The sequence below is a fragment of the Bacillus safensis FO-36b genome (assembly GCF_000691165.1).
Taxonomy (GTDB): Bacteria; Bacillota; Bacilli; order Bacillales; family Bacillaceae; genus Bacillus; species Bacillus safensis.
Map to the genome: position 1 here is coordinate 184,502 of NZ_ASJD01000003.1, position 16,345 is coordinate 200,846.

Annotated in this window: 18 protein-coding genes; 11 read left to right on the plus strand and 7 right to left on the minus strand. The window is 40.9% G+C overall.

Annotated features, from left to right (window positions below; all coding sequences use genetic code 11):
• The first annotated feature begins 381 nt into the window (after positions 1–381).
• The 4 genes from pdhA to lpdA all read left to right on the plus strand — a co-directional run bounded on the left by pdhA (position 382) and on the right by lpdA (position 5,343).
• Entirely contained in the window at positions 382–1,497 is a 1,116-nt protein-coding gene (gene pdhA, locus BA81_RS08815) for a pyruvate dehydrogenase (acetyl-transferring) E1 component subunit alpha (protein ID WP_024424754.1), read from the plus strand.
• 3 nt (positions 1,498–1,500) lie between these two features.
• A complete protein-coding gene (gene pdhB, locus BA81_RS08820) occupies positions 1,501–2,478 on the plus strand; it encodes a pyruvate dehydrogenase complex E1 component subunit beta (protein ID WP_012009824.1) in 978 nt (325 codons plus the stop codon).
• Positions 2,479–2,585: 107 nt separating this feature from the next.
• Complete coding sequence (locus BA81_RS08825; protein WP_034281632.1) at positions 2,586–3,926, plus strand: dihydrolipoamide acetyltransferase family protein; 1,341 nt, start codon at positions 2,586–2,588, stop codon at positions 3,924–3,926.
• A gap of 4 nt (positions 3,927–3,930) precedes the next feature.
• Complete coding sequence (gene lpdA / locus BA81_RS08830) at positions 3,931–5,343, plus strand: dihydrolipoyl dehydrogenase (protein WP_024426892.1); 1,413 nt, start codon at positions 3,931–3,933, stop codon at positions 5,341–5,343.
• A gap of 126 nt (positions 5,344–5,469) precedes the next feature.
• Here lpdA and BA81_RS08835 read toward each other — a convergent pair whose 3' ends face one another.
• Entirely contained in the window at positions 5,470–5,850 is a 381-nt protein-coding gene (locus BA81_RS08835) for a hypothetical protein (protein WP_227001729.1), read from the minus strand.
• Positions 5,851–6,166: 316 nt separating this feature from the next.
• Between BA81_RS08835 and BA81_RS19205 the strand changes: the two genes are divergently transcribed.
• The gene (locus tag BA81_RS19205; RefSeq protein WP_003212464.1) at positions 6,167–6,286 is read left to right on the plus strand and encodes a GapA-binding peptide SR1P; all 120 of its coding nucleotides are present in this window, start codon (positions 6,167–6,169) and stop codon (positions 6,284–6,286) included.
• A gap of 43 nt (positions 6,287–6,329) precedes the next feature.
• Here BA81_RS19205 and BA81_RS08845 read toward each other — a convergent pair whose 3' ends face one another.
• Positions 6,330–7,802, minus strand: coding sequence for an aminotransferase class I/II-fold pyridoxal phosphate-dependent enzyme (locus BA81_RS08845; protein ID WP_108909025.1), 1,473 nt, complete (start codon positions 7,800–7,802; stop codon positions 6,330–6,332).
• Positions 7,803–7,992: 190 nt separating this feature from the next.
• On the opposite strand from BA81_RS08845, the gene BA81_RS08850 reads away from it, so the two are divergent.
• Positions 7,993–8,262 (plus strand): UPF0223 family protein, encoded by a 270-nt coding sequence (locus BA81_RS08850; protein WP_034281639.1) that lies wholly within the window; start codon positions 7,993–7,995, stop codon positions 8,260–8,262.
• Positions 8,263–8,289: 27 nt separating this feature from the next.
• Here the strand turns inward: BA81_RS08850 and BA81_RS08855 are convergent, their stop codons facing one another.
• Entirely contained in the window at positions 8,290–8,925 is a 636-nt protein-coding gene (locus BA81_RS08855; RefSeq protein WP_024426894.1) for a DUF1054 domain-containing protein, read from the minus strand.
• A gap of 287 nt (positions 8,926–9,212) precedes the next feature.
• On the opposite strand from BA81_RS08855, the gene BA81_RS08860 reads away from it, so the two are divergent.
• Positions 9,213–9,401 (plus strand): hypothetical protein, encoded by a 189-nt coding sequence (locus BA81_RS08860; protein WP_024424761.1) that lies wholly within the window; start codon positions 9,213–9,215, stop codon positions 9,399–9,401.
• A gap of 133 nt (positions 9,402–9,534) precedes the next feature.
• Positions 9,535–10,341 (plus strand): inositol monophosphatase family protein, encoded by an 807-nt coding sequence (locus tag BA81_RS08865; RefSeq protein WP_034281641.1) that lies wholly within the window; start codon positions 9,535–9,537, stop codon positions 10,339–10,341.
• Between the two features lie 129 nt (positions 10,342–10,470).
• On the opposite strand, the gene BA81_RS08870 is transcribed toward BA81_RS08865, so the two are convergent.
• On the minus strand, positions 10,471–11,106 hold the full coding sequence (locus tag BA81_RS08870; protein ID WP_034281643.1) for a hypothetical protein: 636 nt from the start codon (positions 11,104–11,106) through the stop codon (positions 10,471–10,473).
• Between the two features lie 275 nt (positions 11,107–11,381).
• Positions 11,382–11,561 (minus strand): DUF5325 family protein, encoded by a 180-nt coding sequence (locus BA81_RS08875; protein WP_034281645.1) that lies wholly within the window; start codon positions 11,559–11,561, stop codon positions 11,382–11,384.
• A gap of 113 nt (positions 11,562–11,674) precedes the next feature.
• Here BA81_RS08875 and typA point away from each other — a divergent pair, with 113 nt between their 5' ends.
• Together typA and BA81_RS08885 are read left to right on the plus strand one after the other, a co-directional pair.
• Positions 11,675–13,513 carry a translational GTPase TypA gene (typA, locus tag BA81_RS08880; RefSeq protein WP_034281646.1) on the plus strand — a complete coding sequence of 613 codons (1,839 nt, stop codon included), beginning with the start codon at positions 11,675–11,677 and terminating at the stop codon, positions 13,511–13,513.
• Between the two features lie 96 nt (positions 13,514–13,609).
• Positions 13,610–13,891 (plus strand): YlaH-like family protein, encoded by a 282-nt coding sequence (locus BA81_RS08885; protein WP_044334035.1) that lies wholly within the window; start codon positions 13,610–13,612, stop codon positions 13,889–13,891.
• Between the two features lie 31 nt (positions 13,892–13,922).
• On the opposite strand, the gene BA81_RS08890 is transcribed toward BA81_RS08885, so the two are convergent.
• Together BA81_RS08890 and BA81_RS08895 are read right to left on the minus strand one after the other, a co-directional pair.
• On the minus strand, positions 13,923–14,153 hold the full coding sequence (locus BA81_RS08890; RefSeq protein WP_024424769.1) for a YlaI family protein: 231 nt from the start codon (positions 14,151–14,153) through the stop codon (positions 13,923–13,925).
• A 102-nt stretch (positions 14,154–14,255) separates the two neighbouring features.
• Complete coding sequence (locus BA81_RS08895) at positions 14,256–14,873, minus strand: YhcN/YlaJ family sporulation lipoprotein (protein ID WP_034281647.1); 618 nt, start codon at positions 14,871–14,873, stop codon at positions 14,256–14,258.
• 140 nt (positions 14,874–15,013) lie between these two features.
• Between BA81_RS08895 and BA81_RS08900 the strand changes: the two genes are divergently transcribed.
• Positions 15,014–16,336: a PhoH family protein gene (locus BA81_RS08900; RefSeq protein WP_034281649.1), complete on the plus strand. Its 1,323-nt coding sequence runs from the start codon at positions 15,014–15,016 to the stop codon at positions 16,334–16,336.
• Positions 16,337–16,345: the final 9 nt, after the last annotated feature.

The window sequence follows — 16,345 nt, forward strand, 5'->3', positions numbered from 1 at the left end:
AAAACAAACATTTTCTATTGTAGTACAGCAGTACACTCTATACTAGTACAGATTAGGTTGTTTGTTAAACAGATTGATACAGTTCACCATAAAAAGTAAAGCGAATACATTTATTTAAATAAAGCCGTTAAATCAATTGACGGACTATTTTTCTTGTTGTAAACTATTCCTTGTTAACAGAAGTTGTATTAGTTTTTTGTGAACTATCGTTAATACAGTTATAAGGACTCAAAAACGAGTGATCAACCAATGTTTCGACAACGATCTTAGTGGCTATTATATACAGGAGTCATATGAGTATTTTGGGTTATCCTATATCTGTATGTATAAATGGATTCACGACAAATGGACTGTTAAAAGAAAGGAAGAGGTGACTTTAGAATGGCTGCAAAAACAAAAAAAGCAATTGTTGATAGCAAAAAGCAATTTGATGCCATCAAAAAGCAGTTTGAAACGTTTCAAATTTTAAACGAAAAAGGCGAAGTCGTAAACGAAGCGGCAATGCCGGATCTTTCAGATGACCAATTAAAAGAATTAATGCGCCGTATGGTGTTTACACGAGTATTAGATCAACGTTCAATTTCATTGAACCGTCAAGGACGTCTTGGCTTCTATGCGCCAACAGCTGGACAAGAGGCTTCTCAGCTTGCAACTCACTTTGCACTTGAGAAAGAAGATTTCATTCTTCCAGGATATCGTGATGTACCACAATTAATCTGGCATGGTCTTCCGCTAACAAAAGCATTCTTGTTCTCTCGCGGACACTTTGTTGGTAACCAAATGCCTGAAGATGTGAATGCACTTTCACCGCAAATCATTATCGGTGCTCAAATCATTCAAGCTGCTGGTGTAGCTCTTGGTTTGAAAAAGCGCGGTAAAAAAGCTGTTGCAATCACTTACACTGGTGACGGTGGAGCTTCACAAGGTGATTTCTACGAAGGTATTAACTTTGCAGGGGCTTACAAAGCGCCAGCGATTTTTGTTGTCCAAAACAACAGATATGCGATCTCTACACCTGTTGAAAAGCAGTCTGCTGCACAAACAATTGCACAAAAAGCAGCTGCAGCTGGTATCGTAGGCGTACAAGTTGACGGGATGGATGCATTAGCTGTTTATGCAGCAACTGCTGAAGCTCGTGAGCGCGCTGTAAATGGTGAAGGTCCAACATTAATCGAAACTCTTACATTCCGTTACGGCCCACATACAATGGCTGGTGACGATCCAACAAGATATCGTACAAAAGAAGATGAAAACGAGTGGGAGCAAAAAGATCCATTGGTACGCTACCGCAAATTCTTGGAAAACAAAGGCCTATGGTCTGAAGAAGAAGAGAATAAAGTGATCGAAGATGCAAAAGAACAAATCAAACAAGCGATCAAAGAAGCTGACGAACAGCCTAAGCAAAAAGTCACTGACTTGATTGAAAACATGTACGATGTAAAACCATTCAACTTAGTTGAACAGCTTGAAATTTACAAACAGAAGGAGTCGAAGTAAGCCATGGCGCAAATGACAATGATTCAAGCGATCACTGATGCGTTACGCACAGAACTGAAAAATGACGAAAACGTTCTCGTTTTCGGAGAAGACGTTGGTAAAAACGGCGGCGTATTCCGTGCGACTGAAGGATTGCAAAAAGAGTTTGGTGAGGATCGTGTATTCGATACTCCACTTGCTGAATCTGGTATTGGCGGTCTTGCTATTGGCCTTGGACTACAAGAATTCCGCCCGGTAATGGAAATTCAATTCTTCGGATTCGTTTACGAAGTATTAGATTCTGTTTCTGGACAAATGGCTCGTATGCGTTACCGTTCTGGCGGACGCTGGCATTCCCCAGTGACAATCCGTTCTCCATTCGGCGGGGGAGTTCACACACCTGAGCTTCACGCTGACAGCTTAGAAGGACTTATCGCACAACAGCCTGGTATCAAGGTTGTTATTCCTTCAACACCTTACGATGCAAAAGGACTTTTAATTTCTGCAATTCGTGACAACGATCCTGTAGTGTTCCTTGAGCATATGAAACTTTATCGTTCTTTCCGTCAGGAAGTTCCTGAAGAAGAGTACACAATTGAAATCGGTAAAGCTGACGTGAAACGTGAAGGTTCTGACCTTTCAATCATCACTTACGGTGCAATGGTTCACGAATCACTAAAAGCTGCTGAAGAGCTAGAAAAAGAAGGCGTTTCTGCTGAGGTTATCGACCTTCGTACAGTAAGCCCGCTTGATATTGAAACAATCATCGCTTCTGTTGAAAAAACAGGCCGTGCGATCGTTGTTCAAGAAGCACAAAAACAAGCGGGTATTGCTGCAAACGTAGTAGCTGAAATCAATGACAGAGCGATCCTTAGCTTGGAAGCACCAGTACTTCGTGTAGCTGCACCTGATACTGTATTTGCTTTCTCTCAAGCTGAGAGCGTATGGCTTCCAAACCATAAAGATGTACTTGAAACAGCGAAGAAAGTTCTTGAATTTTAATTAAATGACAGAGGGGAAAAGAATTTATTTCTCTTCCCCTTTATCAATTACATGACCGTGTAAATATACACAACAAGGGTTCAACAAAATCTAGGAGGCGAAAAACAGTGGCATTTGAATTTAAACTTCCGGACATCGGAGAAGGTATCCACGAAGGTGAGATCGTTAAGTGGTTTGTTAAACCAAACGACGAAATCAATGAAGATGACGTTTTAGCAGAGGTACAAAATGATAAAGCAGTTGTAGAAATTCCTTCACCTGTTAAAGGAAAAGTATTAGAATTAAAAGTTGAAGAGGGAACAGTTGCAACTGTAGGACAAACAATCATTACGTTTGATGCACCTGGTTACGAAAATCTTCAATTTAAAGGCAGCGAAGAAGAAGGCGAAGCAAAAACTGAAGCTCAAGTACAAGGTACTGCTGAAGCTGGTAACGAGCCAGAGAAGAAAGAAGTAGCACAAGAAGAAGCGGCAGCAGCAACTGGTGCAGGCGCACAAGAGCAAGTAGACGCTGATCCAAACAAACGCGTGATCGCTATGCCATCTGTACGTAAATATGCTCGCGAAAAAGGCGTTGAAATTTACAAAGTTGCAGGTTCTGGTAAAAACGGCCGTGTGTTAAAAGAAGATATCGACAGCTTCGTTAATGGTGGTTCTGCAGCTCAAGAAGCAGCACCTCAAGCAGCTGAAAGTGCGAAAGAAGCAGCAGCTCCTAAAGCGGCAGCAGCTCCAGTTCTTGAAGGAGAATTCCCAGAAACTCGCGAGAAAATGAGCGGAATCCGCAAAGCAATCGCAAAAGCAATGGTGAACTCTAAGCATACAGCTCCTCACGTAACATTAATGGATGAAGTTGATGTAACAAACCTTGTTGCACATCGTAAACAATTCAAACAAGTTGCAGCTGATCAAGGAATCAAGTTAACTTACTTGCCTTACGTTGTAAAAGCTCTAACTTCTGCTTTGAAAAAGTACCCAGTACTTAACACTTCTATCGATGATAAAACGGATGAAGTTGTTCAAAAGCATTACTACAACATCGGAATTGCAGCTGACACTGAAAAAGGCTTGCTAGTTCCAGTTGTGAAAAATGCAGATCGCAAAGCGATTTTCGAAGTTTCTAACGAAATCAATGAGCTTGCAACAAAAGCACGTGATGGTAAATTGGCTCCAGCTGAAATGAAAGGTGCATCTTGCACAATCACAAACATCGGTTCTGCTGGTGGACAATGGTTTACTCCAGTCATCAACCACCCAGAAGTAGCGATCCTTGGTATTGGACGTATCGCTGAAAAAGCGGTTGTTCGTGATGGCGAAATCGTTGCAGCTCCAGTCTTAGCTCTTTCCCTAAGCTTTGACCACCGTATGATTGACGGAGCTACTGCGCAAAATGCCCTTAACCACATCAAGCGTTTATTGAATGATCCACAATTAATTTTAATGGAGGCGTAATGTCATGGTAGTAGGAGATTTCCCAATCGAAACAGATACTCTTGTCATCGGTGCAGGTCCTGGTGGATATGTAGCTGCTATTCGTGCTGCACAGCTTGGACAAAAAGTAACAATCGTTGAAAAAGGAACACTTGGCGGTGTATGTCTAAACGTTGGCTGTATCCCTTCAAAAGCATTAATCAATGCTGGCCATCGTTTCGAAAATGCTAAGCATTCTGAAGACATGGGTATCAAAGCTGAAAACGTAACAGTTGATTTCACAAAAGTTCAAGAGTGGAAAGCTTCTGTTGTTAATAAGTTAACAGGTGGAGTTCAAGGTCTTCTTAAAGGAAATAAAGTAGACATCGTCAAAGGTGAAGCTTATTTCGTAGACAGCAACTCTGTACGTGTAATGGATGATAATTCAGCACAGACTTATACGTTCAAAAATGCAATTCTTGCAACTGGATCTCGTCCAATTGAATTGCCTACTTTTAAATACACAGACCGCGTGATCAACTCAACTGGTGCTTTAGCGCTTAAAGAAGTACCTAAAAAGTTAGTTGTCATCGGTGGTGGATACATCGGTACTGAGCTTGGTACTGCTTATGCAAACTTTGGAACAGAAGTTGTGATCCTTGAAGGTGGAGACGAAATCCTTCCAGGTTTCGAGAAGCAAATGAGCTCATTGGTTAAACGCAACCTGAAGAAAAAAGGAAACGTTGAAATCCATACAAACGCTCTTGCAAAAGGCGTTGAAGAAAAATCTGATGGTGTCACTGTTACGTTCGAAGTAAAAGGCGAAGAAAAAACAGTTGATGCTGATTACGTACTTGTGACTGTTGGTCGTCGTCCAAACACTGATGAGCTTGGTCTTGAGCAAGTTGGTGTTGAATTGACTGACCGCGGAGTTGTCAAAACAGACAAACAATGCCGTACAAGCGTATCTAACATCTATGCAATTGGTGACATCGTTGATGGACCACCACTTGCTCACAAAGCTTCTTACGAAGGTAAAATTGCAGCTGAAGCAATCGCTGGAGAGCCAGCTGAAATTGATTACCTTGGTATTCCTGCTGTTGTATTCTCTGAGCCAGAACTTGCAACTGTTGGATACACTGAAGCAGAAGCAAAAGCAGAAGGTATCGAAATCGTTGCAGCGAAATTCCCATTCGCAGCGAACGGACGTGCACTTTCTCTTGATGCAACTGATGGCTTCATGAAAATGATCACTCGTAAAGAGGATGGTCTAGTGATCGGTGCTCAAATCGCAGGTGTTGGCGCTTCTGATATGATTTCAGAGCTTAGCCTTGCAATCGAAGCTGGAGTGACTGCTGAAGATATCGCTATGACAATTCACGCTCACCCAACATTAGGTGAAATTACAATGGAAACGGCTGAAGTAGCAATCGGAAGCCCAATCCACATCGTAAAATAATGAAACCTATGAAGCCCTCTCCTTGATGGAGAGGGTTTTTTTGCTGCTCTGAACACCATATGAAAAACCCCTCATGAGATGAGGGGTTTTTTCATATGGATATATATAAGTGTAAGGTAAATATCATTAGTTTGTATTGACGCGGTCTAAAGCATGACATAAAGGCGATAAGATCTCCTGTTTACTGCGGACATTTCCTTCCACCTTCACGATCACTTTTTCATCATTGACAAGTAAAATAGCCGGTAATTCGTCCACTTCATTTTTCCAGCCTTTACGATCTTCTTTCACAATCATTTTTGACATTTCCTTAGGGTATTCATTTTTTAATTCGAGGACTGCATCATAATATGGGCTTTCTTTATCAAGGTTTTCTGCATCAGTAAAAAAGAGAATTCTCGGTTTTTGAATATGACGGACTTGGTCGGTCTGATTCGGTATGATATACGCAAATGAGCATGAACTAAGTACAAAGAGCATGGGGAATATAATGAGAAGTGTCCTCATAAAATTCAATCTATTCACCTCAAAATCATTTGGGGTTGTCCCAACATTTTTAGGAGCTTGTTCCCTGTTAGTCACTCTAGTGTATCATGTCCCTTTTGACAATTTTCGATTGTTACTCAATTGTTACAGAATTGATATGAAGCAAAATACAATTGAAACGTTCCCTCAATATGATGAGAAAAAAGCACATATTTATAAAAAATGATTAAATGTGTCATACAATTAACCGTTGACAACTTAAATGTGACATCATATTATAGAAATAAGAAATAGATCAAACGCTTTCAAACTATGAATGAAGAAAAGGGGAATGTACGTGGGTACAATTATTTGTCAAGATTGCAATGAAACCATTGATCAGTTTGAAAATGAAAAAGTGACAACGCTATACGGAACGTGCGGTCACTGTCATTGCTGTGATGAAGCCTCTGAATAAATAAAAAAGCATGCAGCTCCATTTGGGGCTGCATGTTTCTTTTTTATAAAATTGGTTTTTGTTCCTTAATCACACGGATCATTTCAAGCGTTGAATCTTCAGGTCCTTGGACAGGGAGACCAATTTCAATATTTTTAAAGATATACGATATATTTTCTTCTGTGATAATTTCACCTGGTATAAAAATCGGAATACCTGGCGGATACACCATCACAAACTCTGCGATAATGCGGCCGACTGCTTCCTTAAACGGAACGACTTCCGTTGTAGCGTAAAAGGCGTCACGCGGCGTCATAGCAAGCGATGGAATCTCAGGCAGCAGCACTTCCGTTACCGCTTGTTTGCCGCCCTCACGAGTAGAGGCTGCGGCAATTTCCTGCATCGCCGTCACGAGCGTATCAATTGTCTCATCTGAATCGCCAGGGGTGACGATACATAAAATGTTGTACAGGTCAGAGAGCTCTACTTCAATTCGGTAACTTTCTCTCAGCCACTTTTCGACATCATGTCCGTTTAACCCAAGGTCTTTAATAGAGATAATTAATTTCGTTGGGTCATAATCGTAAGTGGAAGCTGAACCGAGTACTTCCTTGCCAATGCAGGTAATGCCGTCAATTTGATTCAAACGGTCTCTCGCTGATTCAGCCAAACGAATGGCTTCATCAGCTAGTGCCTTACCTTCAGTGGCTAATCGTTTTCGAGCGACATCAAGTGACGCTAAGAGCAAATAAGAAGTGGACGTTGTCGTCAGCATACTCAAAATCGATTGCACGCGGTCTTTTGAAACAAGCCCTTCCTTCATATTTAAAATAGAGCTCTGCGTAAGAGAGCCGCCAAGTTTATGGACACTTGTTGCTGCCATGTCGGCACCTGCCTGCATGGCAGAGAGGGGAAGCTCATCATGAAAATGTATATGCACACCGTGTGCTTCATCGACAAGGACAGGCACATCAAATGAATGGGCAATGTCTACGATTGATTTTAAGTCTGCTGAAATACCAAAATACGTTGGATTAATGACAAGCAAACCTTTCGCATCTGGATGCTCAGTGAGCGCCTTTTTGGCTGATTCAGGTGTAATCCCGTGAGAGATGCCAAGCTCTTTGTCTATTTCTGGGTGAATAAAAACAGGAACTGCGCCAGAAAATACAATCGCGGACATAATTGATTTATGGACATTACGCGGAACGATAATTTTATCTCCAGGTCCGCATACCGTCATCACCATTGTCATGATGGCCCCGCTTGTTCCTTGAATGGAGAAAAACGTATGATCAGCACCGAAGGCTTCAGCAGCAAGCTCCTGTGCTTCTTTTATCATCCCTCGAGGTGAATGTAAATCATCGAGAGGTTCTATATTAATGAGGTCAATGCTTAATGCATTGTCGCCAATGAATGCTCTAAATTCAGGATCCATTCCGGCTCCTTTTTTATGGCCTGGAATGTGAAATTGGACTGGATTCGTTGCTGCGTGTTTTTTTAGTCCAGTATATAAGGGTGTATCATGTTGTGACAATTGCTTTCCCACCTTCATCGAAATACCTGCTATTATTGTGCCAATTACAGCAGATTTCATTGCATAAAACAAAAGAATTATATTATGAACTGATCGGAATGTAAAGCATAAAATCAATCGGTTTCTGATCAAACAGATGCTATAATAAAAGTTCAAATGAGAAATGAGTGTTAAAGTGAGGGACAAGTAAATGGAATATCAATATCCAATGGATGTCGACTGGACGACAGAGGAAAAAATTGCGGTCATTTCATTTTTTCAGGCTGTTGAAAAAGCCTATGAAAAAGGAATTGCGAAGCAGGAGTTATTAGATGCTTATAAACGATTTAAAGAGGTTGTGCCATCAAAAGCAGAGGAAAAAACGCATTGTGCGGCTTTTGAAAAGGGAAGCGGGTATTCCCCTTATCGTGCAGTGAAAACCGCAAGAGAGGCAGAAGAGACAGCCGTTATACGCATGTAAAAAACGAGCCTATAAGGGCTCGTTTTTTTATACAGATTCTTTCTGTGTGAAGCGGTATAGATACGTCAGCGTGCGGAAGGCATTTTCGATTTTCGATAGGAATTCTTCATTATTCATTTGAACGACTTCCTCTCTAGGCAGCTGGATGCCGCATAGAAGCTCGGCTTTCTTGACTGTTTGAACACGTTCAAAAAGCGTTTTCAGCTGTTCGGAATCTAGTTCGCTGTGCCGCATGACATCTGGTTTCATATGATCTTTAGACCAAACAAAATCTTGCGGTATTTTCTGCTGGATGGTGTCTAGCTCTTTTTCAAACAGCTGGCCGTACTCACCTTTCACTGGAGATTCATAAATGAGCGCAAACCAGACAAAGACATGTGTTTTCCAAAGCCCAATTTGAAAATGAGGGAGTTTTTTATATCCGCGCTTACTGTTTGCAAAAGCAACCCATGTATCATTTGGCGGGTTGACAGATCTTCTAGCATGCTTTGCGACGTGTACAAACATTTCGTCTCCTGTAATAGAAGAAAGAAGTGGTGCAAAATGTTCGCCAAGTGCCTCAAGCTTTGGACGTACTCTTTCTTTTAATACAGTCATTCGTTCATCTAAACCATCAACTGTGAATGTTTCAAAATCTTCATCTCTAAAACGCATTTCACTCATGTTATGCCTCCTGTATCTTTTCGCTGATCATATTTTATCATAGCTTGGGTCAAGCTCAAAAAAAGATGCACCGTCAGATAAAAGATTGTAAAGGGCGTGGTGCAGCGTTTAAAACCTTTCATTATGTGGTACATCATTAATAGGTAAAGACACAATTTTCAGAATGTCGTTGCGGTTATGCGATCGCTTCATACGATATAAGCAAGAACAATTTCTCTTATCGATTGAATTTTTTATCAATGAAAACTGACAAGGAATGAATCATTCTCTGGAAGGGGCGTTGACCAATGAAGCAAATCGTGAAGCAGGGCTATAGACAGGAGAAGAAAAATCGCATCGCTGTGTGGAGATTAGAGGTTGATTATGAGCTTTCTACGCTTCATGAAGCCATCGAACAAAAAGATGACATCCAAATCGAACGCAGCAAACGAAAGCTTGAGCGCCTAAGAAAAGAATGGGAGCAGCTTCAAGGGTAAAACAGGGTGAGGTAAAAACGAACCAATTCATCGGTTCGTTTTTGTATGAAGCTGCTTTTTTCTTGCTTTTACGTACATAATATCAGTATGCTATTACAAATAGGTCCTACATAGAAAAGAGGTTTACAATCTGATGACAAACTGGGTGGAAATTGACCGTCTTGCAAAGCTCTGGGTAAAAGAAGCAGGGAGCCGTATTAAAGCGTCCATGCAGGAAGGTCTATCAATTGAAACAAAATCAAATCCAAATGATCTAGTCACGAATATCGATAAAGAAACAGAACGTTTTTTTATTGAAAAAATACAGTCGGCATTTTCAGATCATCACATTTTAGGAGAAGAGGGACAAGGGGAAGAGGTCACCTCACTCGATGGAATTGTGTGGATCATTGATCCGATTGATGGCACAATGAACTTTGTCCATCAAAAGCGCAACTTTGCCATTTCAATCGGGATATTTGAAAATGGTGTGGGGAAAATCGGTCTTATTTATGACGTCATTCATGACGAGCTCTACCATGCCATTAAAGGAGAAGGAGCCTATATGAACGATATCCTGCTCCCTCCATTAAAAGATGTGGAGATTGAAAAAGCCATTGTGGGTATTAATCCGACATGGGCGATTGAAAGTCCTTATTTTGACGCCAAACCATTTGCCCGTCTAGTGCGTGACGTGAGAGGGACACGAACGATTGGATCAGCTGCCCTTGAGCTTGCTTATATTGCAAGCGGCAGAAGTGACGCATATGTCACCTTAAGGCTTGCACCGTGGGATTATGCAGCGGGCTGCGTGCTGCTTGATGAAGTAGGGGCCGTTTACTCAAATATTCACGGAGAACGTCTTACGTTCCTAGACAAAAACAGCATAGTGGCTGGAAAACGATCCATTTGTGAAAAAATCTTGCATGATTACATAAAAGAAAGCGGAAATAAAAAATAAACGACATCACTTCATGAGAATGAAGTGATTTTTTGTTTTTCCTGAAACTGTAAGGCGGAAGTCTATACGCTTTATTGGCTGAAATAAAAAACCCCCATCTGGATGAACCAGGTGGGAGTTTTTCTGAGATTAGCTTAATTTTTCTTTCGCAATTTGAACTGCATCATAGAACGTTTTCAATTGCTCTTGAGGAATTTTCTTAAGCATTTGGTTGAAAACAAGTAATTCAGTAGAGCTGAATCCAAGACCTTTTGCGATTTTTGAATCAATCACAACGTTTCCTTTTTTGTCTAGAACAAGGGCATCACCAGCAAGATCAGCAATTCTGATCACTGATTTGAAAAGCTTTTCAAATTTAGCCGCTTCTTCTTTTGTAAGACCAAGTTCAACAGCTTTTGCTGCATCAAAAACCAATTTCCCTTTTTCGTTTTTAGTGATGCTTTCACTGAAAACGATTGTAAGAACAGCTGCGCGATCTAAGAATTTCTCAGCAGTCGCCGCTTCTTCTTCAGTTAGTCCGAGCTCAACAGCTTTTTTCACATCAAATGTGTAGCTGTTGTCTTCCTCAACAAATGAATTGATGAGAATGTTGATGACACGCTCGTTTTTCTCCAATAATTCTTTAATGATTTGCTGCTGTTCAAAAGGAATTCCTTTGAAAGTTGCAGCGCTTGCTTGCCCAGGAGCTACTGTTGTGAAAGTAAGAATGATAGCTAAAGCGAAAAATACAACAGAGCTGAGCGATTTGCTCAAAAACTTCTTCATGCTTCTTTTCTCTCCCTTTTCTGTTAAATTTTGTTGCAAGAAAAGCATACCATGAGAAACTTTGTGGAAGAATAGGAAAAATGTAACTTTCTGTTTGATTTTGGAGAACTATAAAAGTTCTTGTCGAAAAATGGAGGGGTTCAGATTGCTTACTTTTGTCAACTCTTCAAGATACGTTCCGTCTGATGAATGAAGCTTTCATAGGTGATTTGTCTTGTTTTTACTCAAAATAAAAAGCCTTCTACATATAGAATGTAAAAGGCTTTTAACTAATTTTATGATTGCACGTTTAATTTTCTTTTTAATGTAAATCCTGTACCCATGAAAATCATGGCGAACACGATACTAAAACATATGCCCAGTATGTTTTTTTCTGCAAGAGATACCCCAATAAACGCCATACTGACAACTGCAAGTAATGCACATAATAATAGAAGCCATTTGATTTGTTTCATTTGTCTCCATCCCTTTTTTTAGAGTTAATATAAGTTTACAGAAAAACGATCGGCATTTAAAGGGGATTGTGATATAATATGAAAGTTATCTAATTATTTTAGGAGATGAAAATGTGAAACTTCGAAAAGACCTTCGCAACATCGCAATTATTGCCCACGTTGACCATGGTAAAACGACGCTTGTTGACCAATTGCTCCATCAAGCTGGTACTTTCCGTGCGAATGAAAATATCGCTGAGAGAGCCATGGATTCAAATGATTTAGAGCGAGAGCGCGGTATTACGATTTTAGCTAAAAATACTGCGATCCATTATAAAGATACACGCATTAATATTTTAGATACACCAGGACACGCCGATTTCGGTGGTGAAGTTGAGCGTATCATGAAAATGGTAGATGGTGTACTCCTCGTTGTGGATGCTTATGAAGGCTGTATGCCTCAAACACGCTTTGTGCTGAAAAAAGCACTTGAGCAAAACTTAACACCAATCGTTGTCGTCAATAAAATTGACCGCGACTTTGCTCGTCCGGCTGAAGTAGTTGATGAAGTGATCGACTTGTTCATTGAATTGGATGCAACAGAAGAACAGCTTGAATTCCCAGTTGTCTATGCATCAGCAATCAATGGTACAGCAAGTAACGATGCGAGCAAGCAAGATGAAAACATGGAATCTTTGTTTGAAGCCATTGTGAACCATATTCCTTGCCCAGTTGATAACCATGAAGAGCCGCTTCAATTCCAAGTGGCACTACTTGATTACAATGATTATGTTGGCAGAATTGGAATCGGCCGTGTATTCAGAGGAACAATGCAAGTAGGACAGCAGGTAGCCTTGATGAAAGTCGACGGCACTGTGAAACAATTCCGAGTAACAAAGATCTTTGGTTTCCAAGGGTTAAAACGAGTGGAAATCAACGAAGCGAAAGCGGGAGATCTTGTCGCTGTATCTGGAATGGAAGACATCAACGTAGGTGAAACGGTTTGTCCGGTAGAACACCAAGAAGCACTTCCAATCCTTCGTATTGATGAGCCGACACTTCAAATGACGTTTGTTGTAAACAACAGCCCATTTGCAGGCCGTGAAGGAAAATACGTGACATCACGTAAAATTGAAGAGCGTTTAGAGCAGCAGCTTCAAACAGACGTCAGTCTTCGTGTGGATCCAACTGATTCACCTGATGCTTGGGTTGTTTCTGGACGCGGAGAGCTTCACTTATCCATTCTCATTGAGAATATGAGACGTGAAGGTTTTGAATTACAAGTATCGAAGCCAGAAGTTATTGTAAAAGAAGTTGATGGTGTTCGATGTGAGCCTGTAGAGCGCGTTCAAATTGATGTACCAGAAGAGCATACTGGCTCTGTTATGGAATCAATGGGTGCAAGAAAAGGTGAAATGATTGACATGATCAATAATGGTAACGGTCAAGTTCGCCTGATCTTTACAGTGCCATCACGTGGTTTAATTGGTTATACAACTGAATTTCTTTCATTAACTCGTGGTTTTGGTATTTTGAACCATCCGTTTGACAGCTCCCAGCCAATGCAGTCTGGTCAAGTTGGCGGACGCCGTCAAGGTGTACTTGTTTCAATGGAAACAGGTAAAGCGACTGCTTACGGAATCCAAGGTGTTGAAGAGCGCGGTGTGATCTTCGTTGAGCCGGGTACTGAAGTATACCAAGGGATGATTGTTGGGGAGCATAATCGTGAGAATGACCTTGTTGTAAACGTAAGCCGTATGAAACAACAAACAAACGTACGTTCAGCGACGAAAGATCAAACGGTTAGCATGAAAAAACCTCGTATTATGTCACTTGAGGAATCTCTTGAGTACTTGAATGAAGACGAATACTGTGAGGTTACACCTGAATCAATTCGTCTTAGAAAGAAAATTTTAGACAAAAACGAACGTGAGAAAGCAGCGAAGAAGAAAAAGCTAGCAGGATTATCTTAATTCCATGAAGAATTAAAAAGATAGAACCCTGAAAGATAAGGGGAGGGAATCTTTTTGAATGATCAGGAAGTAAGTGAAAATCTATCCTTTTTCGCGATGCTGTTTCGTGTCGATGAAAATCCGCAAACAGGGATGTGGCTCCTATATGGCACCATCCTTGTTTTAGCGATTATTGTTTTTAAGCTCGGCTTTGCAAGACGTTTACCGATTTTAAAAGCGCTCGTGATTTATTTGTTTTTGATTTTTGGCTGCACGTTTCTCACATTTCTAGGTATCTTCCTTCCAGTAGCGGAAGGACTGGTTGTGGCAGCTGCCATTTTGATTATTTATAAAATACGGCTGCATCGTGCGAAAAAAGAAGGAACAGTTAATACGTAAAAAAAGACCTGAACATGTGTCAGGTCTTTTTTTATGTCTTTTGTTCTTTCTTTCCTTTTTTCTTCTTTTTCTCTTTCGTCGCAGGATCCTGATAAAGAGAGAATCTGCCAGTTTTGATGCGAGCTTCAGTCTTTATTTTAATGCGTTCTTGGCAGTCATCGCACATATATGTATGAATTGGCCGGTTTCTTAACCGTTTAGCAACAAGTGTATCATCATCAATGGTTTCAAGCTTTTCACATAATGAGCACTTCACTCTCATCATTTTCACCTCACTTTATTGCATTTATTATAGCATGTTTTCCAGCTACTTAAAATCAGCGTAGAAAAAGGCTTATATCACAGGAGATATAAGCCGTTCTCATTATTTCTTCTGATTCATATGATGGTTTGATTGGTCGTTTTGATTTTTTTCTAACTGTTTTTGATCCTGTTCTTTGAGCTGATTATTCGGATCATTTGTCGGGTCTTTTTCGTTACGCTCGATCTCATTTCTCGGCATCTCTGGCATCACGCGGCCGACAATGGCAGCCAGTTCGTCCATAATACCGCTTACCGGACGGCCTGCTTGGATTTCTTTGCCCATTTCTTTTAAACGGCTGACTGTATCTGGATCAGCAACCACAACAGCATTTGCACCTTCAGGGTCATTTCTCAGCGCTTTTGCAACTGAATATTTAATGGTTTCTACTTTGCTTCTATCTAAATCATCTTTTACATCAATACCAACAACAGCATAGCGGCCGATGACAATTGCCGTTGCATCATTGACATCTGCTACATGCTCTGTCACATTGACAAGATGCTGCGCAACATCTGTAGATGGGCGGGCTTGATTTGTCTTTTTCTTGGATGAGTCTGACACCCGTACTAAGTGCTGGCGTCCATCTTGCTTGTCCAGCGCTTCTGGCTTTTCCTGCTGCTGGCAAGCGCCTAACAGAATGATCGTTTGAATCATGAATAATGTTAAAAATAGTCGCATCTAAATTCCCTCCTTCACAAACTGCATGATTTATTTTATTGTTGAATTAACCTTCTAACTTTATTCATGAAAACATATATTTTAACAATCGTTTTGGGAAAGACAAGGATGAATGAAACCCCGATCAGGAGGCGAAGGACCTGAGTAAAATTTATGTATTAGACACAAATGTGTTATTACAGGATCCGAATTCAATCTTTTCATTTGAAGACAACGAAGTCGTCATTCCGGCCGTTGTGTTAGAAGAAGTAGACTCGAAAAAGAGATATATGGACGAGGTTGGGCAAAACGCCCGGCGCGTCTCACGTTTAATCGACGGTTTGAGATCGAAAGGGAAACTGCATGAAAAAATTACGCTAGAGTCAAAAGGGACGCTGCGCATCGAGCTGAATCATCGCTCTTTCCATGAGCTTCAAGAAATTTTTATTGAAAAAACGAACGATAATCGGATTTTAGCGGTCGCGAAAAATTTGAGCTTAGAGGAAGAAACAAAGCCTCACGGCCGGCCTGTCATTTTGGTCAGTAAGGATGTCTTAGTCAGGGTAAAGGCAGATGCGATAGGTCTTCAGGCAGAGGACTTCTTAAGTGACCGTGTGCTGCAAAACGAAGACATTGATAACGGCTATCATGAGCTCTATATTCCGACCGAGCAATTGAATACATTTTATAAGCAAAGTCAATTGCCGATAAAAGAAGTCACAAGTGCACCATTAAACCCTCATCAATTTGTCATTATGAAGGGGAATGAAGGCGGTTCTGCTTTAGGAATGCTTGATCAAAAAGCAGAGAACGTGAAACGGCTTATTTATGATCAAGAGCATGTTTGGGGAATCCGTCCGAAAAATGTTCAGCAGACGATGGCCCTAGAGCTGCTATTGCGCCGTGATATTCCGCTTGTGACATTGATCGGAAAAGCGGGTACTGGTAAAACACTGCTTGCACTTGCTGCCGGATTAATGCAGACAGAGGATCTCGGCATGTTTAAAAAACTGATCGTAGCCCGTTCCATTGTTCCTGTCGGCAAGGATTTAGGCTACTTGCCAGGTGAAAAGGAAGAGAAACTCAGACCATGGATGCAGCCGATTTATGACAACCTGGAATTTTTATTTAATACAAAAAAACCTGGTGAACTTGATGCGATTTTGGCGGGTATTGGTTCTATTCAAGTCGAAGCTTTAACGTATATCCGCGGAAGAAGTATCCCTGATCAATTTATTATCATTGATGAGGCGCAGAATTTAACGAAACACGAGGTGAAAACATTATTAACGCGCGTCGGAGAGGGAAGTAAAATTGTGCTGATGGGGGACCCGGAGCAGATTGATCATCCTTATTTAGACAGCTTAAATAATGGGCTTACGTATGTCATTGAGCGGTTCAAAGGACAGCAAATATCTGGACATGTCAAGCTTGTCAAAGGAGAAAGGTCTGGACTTGCACAGCTTGCAGCTGATTTGCTGTAGTCCAGACCC